A 12,774-nucleotide genomic window follows, 5' to 3' on the forward strand; every position below is an offset into this window, starting at 1 on the left:
ACCGGCCGCGGCGGACGCGGTTATGCGTCCGCCGGACAGGCGTGTCGTTGCATGGCGGGATGCGCGCGGAGTACAGATGCGGCGGCATGTGAGCCGCCGCGGCCGGGTCAGCCCGCTTTCGCGAACGCCCAGCAGTCGTTGGCCGGGAATTCGATCCAGTGCTTGCCGGCCGCGCGCGGCACGTGGCCGAACGCGCGCAGGCGCATCTCGCCGCAATGGAACAGGTATTCCCAGCGGTCGCCGAGATACATCGACGTGACGAGGTCGGCCTGCAGCCGGTTTGCGCCCGGGCCGTCGGTGACCTGCACGCGTTCGAGGCGGATCACGGCCTGCGCGTCCTGGCCCGGCGCGAACGTGTCGCGGGCGAGCGCCTGCAGTTCCCAGCCGTCGCCGGCGAGCGTCACGCGTTCGCCGTCGACCGCCGCGACGCGCGCGTCGATCCGGTTGTTGCTGCCCATGAACTCGGCCGTGTACAGCGAGCGCGGCGCGCCGTACAGCTCGGCCGGCGTGCCTTCCTGTTCGATGCGGCCATTGCGCAGCAGCAGGATGCGATCGGACATCGCCATCGCTTCCGTCTGGTCGTGCGTCACGCACAGGGCCGACAGCCCGAGCGACACGATCAGCTCGCGCAGCCATGCACGCGCTTCCTCGCGCAGCTTCGCGTCGAGGTTCGACAGCGGCTCGTCGAGCAGGATCACCGGCGGGTTGTAGACGAGCGCGCGTGCAATCGCGACGCGCTGCTGCTGGCCGCCCGACAACTGGTGCGGAAAGCGTTCGGCGAGATGGCCGAGGCCGAGCTGGTCGAGCGCGCTCTGCACGCGGCGCTTCTGTTCGGCCGGTGCGACGCGGCGCAGCTTCAGCCCGTAGCCGACGTTGTCGGCGACGGTGCGGTGCGGCCACAGCGCGTACGACTGGAACACGAGGCCGAGCGAGCGTTGCTCGACGGGCAGGTCGACGCGTTTCGCGCCGTCGAAGAACATGCGGTCGTCGAGCTGGATGCGGCCGTCGGACGGCTGTTCGAGGCCGGCCACCGCGCGCAGCAGCGTGGTCTTGCCGCTGCCCGACGCGCCGAGCAGGCACACGACTTCGCCGGCCTTCAGTTCGAACGACACGCCCTTGAGGATCGGATTGGCGCCGTAGCTGAGATGCAGATCGTCGACGATGAGCTTATCCATGAAGTTTCACTCCGAAGCGCAGGGCCACGCCGAGACCGGCGCCGACCATCGCGATGTTGATGACAGAAAGCGCGGCAACCTGGTCGACGGCGCCGGTCGCCCACAGCGACACGAGCAGCGCGCCGATCACTTCGGTGCCGGGCGACAGCAGGTAGACGGCCGTCGAGTATTCGCGCTCGAAGATCATGAAGATCAGGAGCCACGCGGCGAGCAGGCCGAAACGCACGAGCGGCAGCGTCACGTCGAGCGACACGCGGCTGCGCGTCGCGCCGACGCTGCGGCCGGCTTCCTCGAGCTCGGGGCCGACCTGCAGCAGCGCGCTCTGGATGAGCCGCATCCCGTACGCGAGCCACACGACCGTGTACGCGATCCAGATGCTCCACATCGAGTTCTTCAGCTCGCGCAGGCCCGGCACGAACAGGAAGATCCACAGGAACGCGAGGCCGGCGAGCAGGCCGGGCACCGCGCGCGGCAGCAGCACGAGGTAGTCGAGCAGCTTGGTCGCCCAGTCCGGGCGGCGGTGGCCGGCGAACGCGACGAGCGAGTAGAAGCCGACCGCGAGCGCACCGCCGATCACGCCGATGCCGAGCGTGTTGACGATCGCGCGCACCAGGTTGTCCTGCTCGAACAGCTCGATGAAGTTCGACAGCGTGAGCACCTCGGCGAGCGCGACGCCTTCGCCCCAGTTGGTCACGAACGCGCGCAGCACGATGCCCGAGATCGGCACGATCACGGTCAGCATCAGCCACAGCGCGACGATCGCGAGCGCGACCCAGCGCCACACGCCGAGCGGCAGCACCGTCGCGCGGCCGGCCTTGCCCTTCACGGTGACGAAGCGGTTTGCCGTCTTCAGCAGGCGGCGCTGCAGCAGCACGAGCGGGAACGTGATCGCGACGATGCACACGGCGACCGCGGCCATCAGGTGATACGACGGCACGCCGAGCTTGTTGGTCAGCTTGTACAGGTAGGTGGCGAGCACGAGGTGGCCTTCCGGATCGCCGAGCACGAGCGGCAGCCCGAACACCTCGAAGCCGAGGAAGAACACGAGCACGCCGGCGAACAGCAGCGCGGGCATCGTCATCGGCAGGCTCACGTCGAGCGCGACGCGGAACGGGCGGGCGCCGGTCACGCGCGCGGCTTCCTCGACGTCCGAGCCGAGGTTGCGCAGCGCGGCCGACGAATACAGGTACACGTGCGGCACGTGCGTGAGGCCGACGATCACCGTGATCGCGAAGATCGAGTACACGTTCCAGGGAACGTTCTGCATCCCGAACAGTTCCTTGAACCACACCGAGTAGAAGCCGACCGGGCCGGCCGCGACCACGTAGCCGAACGCGAGGACCATCGGCGACACGAATACGGGCGTGAGCAGCAGCGGTTCGAGCCAGCGGCGGCCGGGCAGGTCGGTGCGCACCATCAGGAACGCGAGGATGCCGCCGAGCGGGATCGAGATGAACAGCATCCCGCCGGCGATGATGAACGAGTTCTTCACGGCCGACCAGAAGTCGGGATCGCTGAAGATGAACCGGAAACCTTCGATGCCGAGCGTCCTGTTCGCGTCGAAGAACGGCGCGGACAGCAGGCTCTGGAACAGGATGAAGCCGAGCGGCAGTGCGACCGCGATGGTCAGTACCGCGACGACGATCCAGCGCAGCATGCCGGCGAGCGGCTGCAGGCTGTTGACCGGCAGCGCGGGAATCGCGCTGCCCTGGCCGGTAGAGGGCGGAACGGCCGGCGCCGCTCCGCGTGTACTGGTTGAAAGCATGAGTTCGCCCCTGCGGCCATCCGGATGGCCGCCTCAAGGAAGTCGGTAAGGGGAAGGGGCCGCCCGCGCGATGCGCGGCGGGCGGCCGGTGGTCAGCTGCTCAGCGGATCAGCGCTTGATCGCCTGCTGCCATTGCTTCAGGAAGGCAAGCCGCTTCGACTGGTCGAGATAGACGAGCAGGCCGGTACCGATCTGGATCGGCTTCAGCGAATCGCCGAGTTCCTTCGACAGGCTCGCGGCCGACGTTTCGCCGGTCACGTCCGAGCGGATCGCGTACAGGTTCGCCTGGTTCGCGATCAGCGTCTGGCCGCGCTTCGACAGCAGGTAGTCGACCCACAGCTTCGCGGCGTTCGGGTTCTTCGCCTTCTTCGACACGGTGGCGAGGCGGCTCACGACCTGTGTGTAGTCCTTCGGAAACACATAGCCGATCGACTTGTCCTTCTTCGCCTTCGCGTAAGCGTACGAACCGATGATGTTGTAGCCGATCAGGTTCTCGCCCGACGAGATGCGCTCCATCATCGCGCCCGTGCTCGACTGCAGCTTCGGGCCGGTCGCGCCGATCGCCTTCACGAGTTCCCACGTGACCTTCTCGTTCACGTGCGCGTCCTGCGTCAGGTAGTTGAAGCCGACGCCCGATTTCTCGATGTCGTAGGTCGTGACCTTGCCCTTGAACTTGTCGGCTTGCGTGGTGAGCAGCTTGATCAGGTCGGCGCGCGTCGTCGGCACTTCGTTCTCGGGGATCAGGCGCTTGTTGTAGACGATCGCGAGCGGCTCGAACGTCGTGCCGTACGCCTGCTTCTGGTATTGCGACCATTGCGGCAGGTTCGGGCTTTCGGGCGAATCGTAGGACGCCATCAGGCCGTCGTTGACGAGCTTGACCTGCAGGTCCATCGCCGAGCTCCACAGCACGTCGGCGCTGGTGCTGCTCGCCGCGTTCTCGCTGATGTAGCGGTTGTACAGCTCGGTGCTGTTCATGTCGTTGTACTCGACCTTCACGCCGTACAGGCTTTCGAAGTCCTTGATCAGCGGACGCACGAGGCCCGTGTCGGTCGTCGAGTAGACGATCAGCTTGCCTTCCTTCTTCGCGGCGTCGATCACGCCCTGGTAATTACCCGGATACCCGGCCGGAACCTGCGCGACGGCGCTGCCGGCGGCAGTGCCCAGGACGATCGCCAGCGCGGCGGCGAGGTGCTTCGGTGCAAACGGCATGTCTTCCTCCAGTTACGCATAGTGTTGTTCGAGTGGAGCGGATGTTAATTGCGGGGCACTTTCAGCCTGCTTTCATTTCTGTTCGCAGTCGCGCCGTTTGTGTCATGGATTTCCCGAGGTCGACGCGGCCGCGGCCGCCGGTGCCGCGGTGCGCGGCACGGTTCGAAAGGGAGGAGCGCGGTGCTCGGGCGGGCGCGCAAGCCCGTCACGACGGCGGGCTATGCGGAGGCCGCCAGCAGCTTGCCGAGGACCCGGCCGCCATGCCGCGCCTGCGCGGCGGTCAGCGCGGCATACCCGACGACGACACCCGCGTCGCACCGGGCGCTTCGACAGAATTCGCGAATCGGCTGCAACGCGATGCCGGCCGCGCGGGCCGGTGCGACACAGGCTGCGTCGTCCATCCCGGGCGGCAGCCACAGCACGAAATGAAAGCCCGCGTGTTCGCCGGACACCGTGTACCGTCCGCCGGCGTGCTTCGCCAGCTGATCGAGCACGATGTCGCGACGCTGGCGGTACGCGTGCCGCGCGGCGCGCAGATGCTTCGCAAAATCGCCGTGCGCGATGAAGCGGGCCAGCGCCAGCTGGGGCGCCACGCCGACCGAGCGTGCGGTCGCATGCCACACGGCCGACAGCGCTGGCCGCAGTTCCGCCGGCACGACCATGAAGCCGATGCGCAGCCCCGAGAACAGCGTCTTGTTGAACGAGCCGCAATAGATCACGCGATCGCGTGCGTCGAGCGATTTCAGCGCGGGCAGCGGGGCGGTCTGGTAGCTGAATTCGCCGTCGTAGTCGTCCTCGATGATCCACGTGCGACTGCGCTGCGCCCAGTCGAGCAGTTCGAGCCGGCGCGACACCGACATCGTGACGCCGAGCGGCGCCTGGTGGGCGGGCGTCACATAGGCCGCGCGCGCATCGGGATACCGGTCCAGCGACGCCGTGTCGATGCCTTCCCGATCGACCGGCACGTCGATCACGGTCGCGCCCGCGATCGTGAAGATCTGCCACGCCGACACGTAGCCGGGATCTTCCATCAGCACCGTCGAGCCGGGCGCGAGCAGCGTGCGCGCGACGAGATCGATCGAATGGCGGATGCCGGTAGTGATGAAGATGTCGCCGGCGTCGCACGGGATGCCGCGGTATTCCCGCAGGTATGCGGCGATTTCGCCACGCAGGCTGTCGACACCTTGCGCGGGCGTCGCGCCGAGGTCGTGCGCCGTCGCGGCAAGCAGGCTCGCGCCGAGCGCCTTCTTCCATTGCTGCATCGGCATCAGGCCGGGATCGGCGAGCCGCGCGACGAACGGGACGCCCGGGCGCACGCCGTGTTCGGGCTCGGCCGCCTCCGGTGCGCTTGCCGGCGCGGCGCGTGCGTCGCGGGCATGAGGCTGCGCGACCGCGCGCAGATAGCTGTCCGGCACCACCGCGCAGACCCGCGTGCCGGACCCTTGCGTGCGTGCGATGTAGCCCTCGGCGCACAGGATGTCGTAGGCCGCTTCGACGGTGCCGCGCGCGATGTCCCAGCGCGCGGCCAGCGTCCGGCTCGACGGCAGCGGGCTGTCGGCGGGCAGCAGGCGCTTCAGGATCGCGTCGCGAATCGTGTCGGCGATGCATTCCTGTTTCGACTGGGGGCTGCCGGCCGCCAGCCCGGAAGGGCGCGGCAGGTCCAGCGGAATCGCGGCTTTGCCTCGCGGCATAGTGGTCCAGTCAGCGGTCGATTTAATGGTCCTTCAGCTTATATCACTTTCCCCTTAGATTGCTGTCGACCCCCTCTCTCCGGACCGGAAACGGACTTGCCGCATGAAGACACGTTCATTGCCCCAGCGGGGCTGGTTGTTCCTGTTGATGCTCGTCGTGTGCCTGCCGCGCGTCACGATCGATGCGTACCTGCCGTCGCTGCCCGCGATGGCCGATGCGCTGCACGGTACCGATGCGCAGTTGCAGCTCACGCTGACCCTGTACATGGTCGGCTATGCGCTGTCGATGCTGGTATCCGGGCCATTGTCCGACCGCTACGGCCGCCGTCCCGTGCTGCTCGGCGGCCTGTGCGTGTACGTCGTCGCGAGCGGGGCGTGCGCGCTGTCGATCAACATCCCGGCCCTCATCGTCGCGCGCATCTTTCAGGCGCTGGGCGGTTGCATCGGCACGGTGATCGGCCGCGTCATCGTGCGCGAACGCTATCCGGCCGAGACACAGGCCAGGATGCTCGGTCATATCTCGGCCGGCATGGCGCTGTCGCCGGTGGTCGCGCCGCTGGCCGGCAGCGCGATCGCCGAGTGGCTCGGCTGGCGCGGCGTGTTCGGCTGGCTGGCGGCGGGCGGGATGGTCGCAACCGCGATGGTGCTGCGTTATCTGCCCGAGACGCGCGAACGCGATGCGCGGCCGGCGCCGGGCCCGGGGCTCCTGCGGACCTACGCCGGCCTGTTGCGCGATCGCCGTTTCCTGCGCTACTCGCTCGCGATCAGCTTCGTTTACTGCACGTACTATCCGTTCATCGCGGAATCGTCGACGCTGTTTCAGCGGCAGATCGGCGTGTCCGGCCCGGTCTATGCGGCGATCTTCGGCGTGACCGTGCTGGGCTACCTGATCGGCTCGAGCGCGTTCGCGCGGACCAGCAAGCGCTGGAAAGCCGATTCGGTCATCGCGGCGGCGGCCGTCGTCAATCTCGCCGGCGCCGCCGTGCTGTGGGTCGGCGGCGCGATCGCCCCGACGGCCGTAGTGGCCCTGGTCGTGCCGATGTTCGTCGTGATGATCGCCGTCGGGATCGCGATTCCGGCCTGCCAGTTCGCAGTGATGCAGCCGTACACGAAGATCGCCGGCACGGCGTCGGGGCTGTTCTTCTTTATCCAGATGGCGATCACGGCCGCGTGCGGCGGCGTGCTGACATCGCTGTCGGACGGTACCGCCCGCCCGATGATCGTCGTCACGGTCGGCGCGAGCGTCGCGTTCGTTGCGGTGGTGGCCGGCTTTCGCGAGCGGCGCGTGACCGGCGATACGCGCTTCGCGCCGGGTAGCCGTTCCGCTGCCGAGCGCTGAGCGCTGAGCGCTGAGCGCTGAGCGGCAGCCGGCGGGGCGGCGCGCGACGGCTTGGCGGCCCCCGCGCAACCCGTGTTTCCGCGAGGCGTCGACATGGAAAGGATCATGTAATGTAGCGGCCTGTCGCTGACCTTACCGGAATCCCCATGCGTGTGCTGCTCGTCGAAGACAATCCGAACCTGGCCCAGTCGCTGAACGACGCGCTGAGCGCCGCGCGCTTCGCGGTCGACCACATGGCGGACGGCGAGGCGGCGGACCACGTGCTGCGCACGCAGGATTACGCGCTGGTGATCCTCGATCTCGGGCTCCCCAAGCTCGACGGGCTGGAGGTGCTGCGGCGGCTGCGCGCGCGCCGCAACCCGGTGCCGGTGCTGATCCTCACCGCGCACGGGTCGGTCGAGGACCGCGTGAAGGGGCTCGATCTCGGCGCCGACGACTATCTCGCGAAGCCGTTCGAGCTGACCGAGCTGGAAGCGCGCGCCCGCGCGCTGATCCGGCGCAGCCTCGGCCACGAGCATTCGCGCGTCGAATGCGGGCCGCTTTCGTACGACAGTATCGACCGCAGCTTTCATCTCGCGGGCGAGCCGCTGTCGCTCACGCCGCGCGAGCGCTCGGTGCTCGAGGTGCTGATCCTGCGCAACGGCCGCGCGATCAACAAGGACACGCTGTCGGAGAAGATCTTCGGGCTCGACGAGTCGGTCAATGCCGATGCGATCGAGATCTACGTGTACCGGTTGCGGAAGAAGCTCGAAAACACGGGTGTCGCGATCGTCACGTTGCGCGGATTGGGCTATTTGCTCGAAGCGAAGGCGGAGAACGCCGAGTGAGCGGCCCCCACGCTCACCATCGTTCGCTGCCCGCCAGGGGGGCGCATGGCGTCCATGGCCGGCCTCGCAAAACCGGCCGGCTACGCGGGCGCGGGGCGGTACGCCGCGAATTCCCCGCTGCGCCCCCTGGGGCGGCCCGGCGGGAGGCACGATGACCCGCCCGAACCTGCGCACGCAGGTCGCGTTGTGGCTGCTGCTGCCGCTGCTCGGGCTGCTCGCGCTCGACTCGTGGCTGACGTACCAGCGCGCGATGAGCGCCGCGCACGTCGCGTTCGACCGCACGCTGTCGTCGTCGCTGAAGTCGATTCGCGAAGGCGTGCGGCTCAACGACGGCGAGATCGAGGTCGACCTGCCGTATCTCGCGCTCGAAATGCTCGAATCGAGCGACGGCGGCAAGATCTACTACCTGATCCGCGAAGACAACGGCCACACGATCACCGGCTATCCGGACCTGCCGCTGCCGCAGGGGCGCGACGCGGGCGACGGCGCGCTGTTCGTCACGCGCTACTACGACGTCGTCTATCGCGGCGAGCAGTTGCGGATGGCCGCGCTGCGCATCCCGGTGCACGACGTGCCGACCGCGCAGTCGCGCATCGTGTGGGTGATGGTCGGCGAGACGATCGAGGCGCGCCAGGCGCTCGCGCGCGAGATCCTGATCGGATCGCTGCTGCAGGAAGGGCTGCTCGTCGTGCTCGCGCTCGGCATCGTGTGGCTCGGCGTCGGGCGCGGGCTGCGGCCGTTGAACCGGCTGTCGGCCACCGTCGCCGCGCGCAGCGAAGACGACACGACACCGCTCGACACCGGTGCCATGCCGAGCGAACTGGCGCCGCTCGTCGATTCGATCAACCAGTACATCGGCCGCACGCAGCGGATGCAGGTCGCGCGGCGCCGCTTCTTCGCCGATGCGGCCCATCAGCTGAAGACGCCGCTCGCGGCCGTGCAGGCCGGCGTCGAGCTTGCGTTGCGGCCCGACGAGCAGCCGCGCGCGAACGGGCATCTGCGGCGTGCGAACGGCGCGGTGCGGCAGGCCGCGAAGATCGTCCAGCAACTGCTGTCGTTGTCGCGGCTCGATTCGGACAGCGGCCATGCGGTCGCGCACAAGCCGGTCGAACTGCACCGGCTCGCGCGCAGCGTGACGCTCGACTGGTCGCCGGTCGCCCGTGCGCGCGACATCGATCTCGGCTTCGAGCACGAGGCCGACGTCGACGTGCTCGGGCAGTCCGATCTGCTCGGCGAGATGATCGGCAACCTGATCGACAACGCGATCCGTTATGCGGGCGACCATGCGGTGATCACGGTGCGCGTATCGCGCGACGGCGAGCACGCGCGGCTCGACGTGATCGACAACGGGCCGGGCATTCCGGTGGACGAACGCGACGCGGTGTTCGAGCGCTTCCATCGCGGCAGCAAGACGCAGACGGTCGAAGGGACGGGGCTCGGGCTGTCGATCGTGCGGGAGATCGCACGCGTGCATCAGGGCGGCGTGACGCTCGCCGATGCGGCCGGCGGCGGGCTGGTCGTGACGATCCGGCTGCCGGTGGCGGTGACGGAGGCGGTGCCGCGCGTCGCATGACGACGCAGCAAGCGGCCGCTTCCCGACGGTGAGGGTGACAGGGTGCCGTCAGCGCGGCTCAGTCGCCGAACCCGATCTCCGCTTCGACCGGCTGACCGATCTCCAGCCACGCACCGGCGCCTTCGACGACGATCGCATTGATGCCGAAGGTCAGCGCGTCGTCGTAGTTCGGGTTCGCGCGATAGCCCTGCATCGTGTCGGTCGGCTCGTGCGGCCAGGCGGGATCGGGCGCGCCGGTGGCCTGGTCGATCGTCGGCATCGGGCAGCGCGTGCACAGCTTCACGAGGCGCAGCCGCACGGGCGTGTCGCCGTCGGTGTCGAGGTGTTCGACGAAATCCTCTTCGTACGCGTCGAGATCCGACACGACGATGTTCGGGCGGAAGCGGTTCATCGGAATCGCCGGCGCGCCTTTCGCGGCGAGCCGCGCGTTCAGGTCGTCGAGCGACGACTGGCCGATCACGAGCAGCGGATAGCCGTCCGCGAACTGCGTATGCGTATCGATCTCGCCGGTCCATTTGCGGTTGCAGCCACGGCGTGAGCCGGACCCGAAGCGCGCGAGCTTCGTCGGCGTGCCGAGGTAGTCGGTGAGCCATGCGGCCGTTTCGGCACCCGTGTCGATCGCGTCGACGGTGTCGCGCCAGACGGTCGCGGCCATCTTCGGCGTCGCGGGCGTTGCGTCGCCGTCGAGCGGCGTGCGGAGTTCCGGCATGCCCGGCGCGTTCAGCACGAGCGCATCGCTGTCGAGCGCCGTGCGGATCAGTGCGAGGCGCGGGTGCGTGCGCTGCGTGATCATCTGCCCGTCGGGATCGGTGATCAGCCAGTGGCGGTCATACGCGAGGCCCGTTTCGAGCAGTTGCGCCCGCGTCAGCGCGATGCCGGCGCAGGATTTGATCGGATAGACGAAGAGTTCGGTGATGGCTGGCATGACGCTGGCTGAACGCGGGATGGTCGAATCGCGATTGTGCCAGATCGTGCCGAAGCCGTTCGGGCCGTTGCACGCTGCCGCGCGGCCGTTCAGGCGAGCGGGAAGCCCGTGTCGAACGTCGTGCGGACATCGAGCGGCTGGCGCAGCAGTCCGGCCTTCAGGTAGAAGTCGGCCGTGCGCTGCTGTTCGGCGATCACCGTTGCGTCGATCGGCAGCCAGCGCGTGTTGCGGCGCTCGAACTGCAGCTTCGCGGCGGCCGGCGGAATGCCGATGATGCGGGCGAGCGCCGCCGAATACGCATCGGCGTGCCGGTACGACCACGTCTGCGCGCGCACCACGCGCCGCAGGAAATCGTGCAGCACGTCGCGCTTCGATGCGATCGCCGCGTCGGTCGCCGCAAGATAGCTGAGGCCCGACCACAGCCCCCGGCCGTTGACCAGCACGCGTGCGCGGCCGCTCGTTTCGGCAAGCGCCGTGTAGGGCTCCCAGGTCGCCCAGGCATCGATCGAACCGGTTGCGAGCGCAAGCATCGTGTCGGCCGGCGGCAGGAAGCGGAACGACACCGCATCGGGCGGCAGGCCGGCCGCGTCGAGCGCCTTCAGCGTGACGAAATGGCCGATCGAGCCGCGCGTGGTGCCGATGCGCTTGCCCTTCAGGTCGGCCGCGCCTTTCAGCGTGGCGTCGGGCCGCACGAGCACGGCCGTGCCGTACGGATCGGAACGGTTCGCGCCGATCACCTTGATGCGCGCGCCCGATGCGAGCGCGAAGATCACCGGCGCGTCGCCGATCGGCCCGCAGTCGACGGCTGCCGCGTTCAGCGCTTCGGCGAGCGGGGCGGCGGCCGGAAACTCGGTCCAGGCGATGTCGTACGCGAGGCCGTTCAGTTCGCCGGCCGCCTCGAGCAGCGCGCGCAGCCCGCCTTTCTGGTCGCCGGCGCGCAGCAGCGGCCGTGTGCCCGATTGCGCGCGCAGCGTGGCAGGCGCCGCGGCGATCGTGGCGAGGGCGCTCGCTTGCGCGAGGAAATGGCGTCGGGTCGGATTCATCGTGAAGTTCGGTCGGAAGAAAGGTTCGGGAAGTCAATGCGGGAGCCCGGCCTGCACGTCGCGCACGGGTTCCGTGTCGACGCGCAGCAGCAGGGCGGTCAGCGCGTCGCTGCCGGCGGCCGGCGCGGCCGGTCGTGCAACTGCATTCGAGCGGCACAGCAGGTCGGCGTCCGACCAGCCGGCGCTGCCCGGCAACGCGCGCGCCCGCAGCCAGCCTCGGCGATCGGCGAGCAGTTGCGTGCCGCCGAGCGCATCGGGCGCGACACCCGCGATCGTCGCGAACGCGCGCCACGCATCGGGCGTCGTCGCCACGCAGTTCGCGCGCGTGCCGGTCGAGGGCGCCACGGACGCGCCGCGCTCAGTGACGAGCAAGGTTTGCCAGCGCGCGTCTTCCGGCGGCGGCGCAGCGCCCGGTGCGAGCGCGACGATGCGCACGCGCTGGCCTTCGCGCCAGCGATCGAGCGATTGCGGCGCGGCGTCGCCGCAGCGCACGTCGAGCGCCGGTAGCGGGACGGGCACCGGCCACGCGCCTTCCGCCTGCGCGCCGCTGCCTGCGGCCAGCGCCTTCAGGTAGTCGAGTACGGCCCACGTGTCCTGTGGACCGAGGGTCGCGGCGAAACCGGGCATCGTCGATGCGCCGTGTTCGTCGCGCGTGCCGTGCCGCACGCGCCAGAACAGTTCGCCGTCGAGACGACGCGCGAGCAATGCACCGGCGAAGGTCGGCGGCCAGTGCGCGAGCGTGGCCGCGAGCGGCCCTTCGCCACGGCCATCCGCACCGTGGCAGGCCGCGCAGTGTTGCGCATACAGGTGTGCGCCGCGCATCACGTCCGATACGGAAAACGGCGCGGGATCGCGCTGGAAACTCGTCGGCACGGCGGGCGCGAGCCACAGCGACGACGGCGGCCACGGGGCGAACCACGCGACGGCCAGCGCGGCGATCGCCGATGCGGTACGCCACTTGCGCGACGCGAACGCGATGCCGGCGAGCACGACGGCAAGCGCCGTCACTGCGCTGGCGAACGCGAGTTGCCGCGTCAGTCCGGCATCGATGCGCAGCGTTTCGAGCGCAATGCGGTGCGTCCACGGCCAGGCGGCCTGACCGTCGGCGTCGCCGGTCAGGCCGGCCGCGTGCAGCACGCGTGCCAGCGCGATTTGCGCGCGGTACAGCAGTTGCAGGAAGGCGATTGCCCAGTCGGCGAACGGCGGTGCGTTCATCGCAAGCGCCTG

General features: G+C 69.2%; 10 protein-coding genes. 3 read left to right on the top strand and 7 right to left on the bottom strand.

Annotated features, from left to right (window positions below):
* Positions 1-107 precede the first annotated feature (107 nt).
* The 4 genes from HWX87_RS01040 to HWX87_RS01055 all read right to left on the bottom strand — a co-directional run bounded on the left by HWX87_RS01040 (position 108) and on the right by HWX87_RS01055 (position 5,840).
* Positions 108-1,175, bottom strand: a complete 1,068-nt coding sequence (locus tag HWX87_RS01040) for an ABC transporter ATP-binding protein (protein ID WP_176045242.1) — start codon at positions 1,173-1,175, stop codon at positions 108-110.
* Positions 1,168-2,940, bottom strand: a complete 1,773-nt coding sequence (locus HWX87_RS01045) for an iron ABC transporter permease (RefSeq protein ID WP_176045243.1) — start codon at positions 2,938-2,940, stop codon at positions 1,168-1,170. The genes HWX87_RS01040 and HWX87_RS01045 overlap by 8 nt, the downstream gene beginning before the upstream one ends.
* 108 nt (positions 2,941-3,048) lie before the next feature.
* On the bottom strand, positions 3,049-4,149 hold the full coding sequence (locus tag HWX87_RS01050; RefSeq protein WP_176045244.1) for an ABC transporter substrate-binding protein: 1,101 nt from the start codon (positions 4,147-4,149) through the stop codon (positions 3,049-3,051).
* Positions 4,150-4,367: 218 nt separating this feature from the next.
* A complete protein-coding gene (locus HWX87_RS01055) occupies positions 4,368-5,840 on the bottom strand; it encodes a PLP-dependent aminotransferase family protein (protein ID WP_176045245.1) in 1,473 nt (490 codons plus the stop codon).
* A 103-nt stretch (positions 5,841-5,943) separates the two neighbouring features.
* On the opposite strand from HWX87_RS01055, the gene HWX87_RS01060 reads away from it, so the two are divergent.
* The 3 genes from HWX87_RS01060 to HWX87_RS01070 all read left to right on the top strand — a co-directional run bounded on the left by HWX87_RS01060 (position 5,944) and on the right by HWX87_RS01070 (position 9,579).
* On the top strand, positions 5,944-7,179 hold the full coding sequence (locus HWX87_RS01060; protein ID WP_176045246.1) for a multidrug effflux MFS transporter: 1,236 nt from the start codon (positions 5,944-5,946) through the stop codon (positions 7,177-7,179).
* A gap of 146 nt (positions 7,180-7,325) precedes the next feature.
* Entirely contained in the window at positions 7,326-8,006 is a 681-nt protein-coding gene (locus HWX87_RS01065) for a response regulator (protein ID WP_176045247.1), read from the top strand.
* A 151-nt stretch (positions 8,007-8,157) separates the two neighbouring features.
* Positions 8,158-9,579 carry a sensor histidine kinase gene (locus tag HWX87_RS01070; protein WP_176045248.1) on the top strand — a complete coding sequence of 474 codons (1,422 nt, stop codon included), beginning with the start codon at positions 8,158-8,160 and terminating at the stop codon, positions 9,577-9,579.
* A 58-nt stretch (positions 9,580-9,637) separates the two neighbouring features.
* Here HWX87_RS01070 and HWX87_RS01075 read toward each other — a convergent pair whose 3' ends face one another.
* The 3 genes from HWX87_RS01075 to HWX87_RS01085 form a co-directional block, all read right to left on the bottom strand.
* Positions 9,638-10,504, bottom strand: coding sequence for an MOSC N-terminal beta barrel domain-containing protein (locus tag HWX87_RS01075; RefSeq protein WP_176045249.1), 867 nt, complete (start codon positions 10,502-10,504; stop codon positions 9,638-9,640).
* An 89-nt stretch (positions 10,505-10,593) separates the two neighbouring features.
* The gene (locus HWX87_RS01080; RefSeq protein WP_176045250.1) at positions 10,594-11,547 is read right to left on the bottom strand and encodes an ABC transporter substrate-binding protein; all 954 of its coding nucleotides are present in this window, start codon (positions 11,545-11,547) and stop codon (positions 10,594-10,596) included.
* A 33-nt stretch (positions 11,548-11,580) separates the two neighbouring features.
* Positions 11,581-12,762: a cytochrome c gene (locus HWX87_RS01085; RefSeq protein ID WP_176045251.1), complete on the bottom strand. Its 1,182-nt coding sequence runs from the start codon at positions 12,760-12,762 to the stop codon at positions 11,581-11,583.
* Positions 12,763-12,774: the final 12 nt, after the last annotated feature.

It is taken from the genome of Burkholderia sp. BCC1644 (assembly GCF_902833225.1).
Taxonomy (GTDB): domain Bacteria; phylum Pseudomonadota; class Gammaproteobacteria; order Burkholderiales; family Burkholderiaceae; genus Burkholderia.

Coding starts and splice junctions, on each gene's coding strand:
- HWX87_RS01040 (WP_176045242.1), bottom strand. CDS start 1,175: ATGGATAAGCTCATCGTCGACGATCTGCATCTCAGCTACGGCGCCAAT.
- HWX87_RS01045 (WP_176045243.1), bottom strand. CDS start 2,940: ATGCTTTCAACCAGTACACGCGGAGCGGCGCCGGCCGTTCCGCCCTCT.
- HWX87_RS01050 (WP_176045244.1), bottom strand. CDS start 4,149: ATGCCGTTTGCACCGAAGCACCTCGCCGCCGCGCTGGCGATCGTCCTG.
- HWX87_RS01055 (WP_176045245.1), bottom strand. CDS start 5,840: ATGCCGCGAGGCAAAGCCGCGATTCCGCTGGACCTGCCGCGCCCTTCC.
- HWX87_RS01060 (WP_176045246.1), top strand. CDS start 5,944: ATGAAGACACGTTCATTGCCCCAGCGGGGCTGGTTGTTCCTGTTGATG.
- HWX87_RS01065 (WP_176045247.1), top strand. CDS start 7,326: ATGCGTGTGCTGCTCGTCGAAGACAATCCGAACCTGGCCCAGTCGCTG.
- HWX87_RS01070 (WP_176045248.1), top strand. CDS start 8,158: ATGACCCGCCCGAACCTGCGCACGCAGGTCGCGTTGTGGCTGCTGCTG.
- HWX87_RS01075 (WP_176045249.1), bottom strand. CDS start 10,504: ATGCCAGCCATCACCGAACTCTTCGTCTATCCGATCAAATCCTGCGCC.
- HWX87_RS01080 (WP_176045250.1), bottom strand. CDS start 11,547: ATGAATCCGACCCGACGCCATTTCCTCGCGCAAGCGAGCGCCCTCGCC.
- HWX87_RS01085 (WP_176045251.1), bottom strand. CDS start 12,762: ATGAACGCACCGCCGTTCGCCGACTGGGCAATCGCCTTCCTGCAACTG.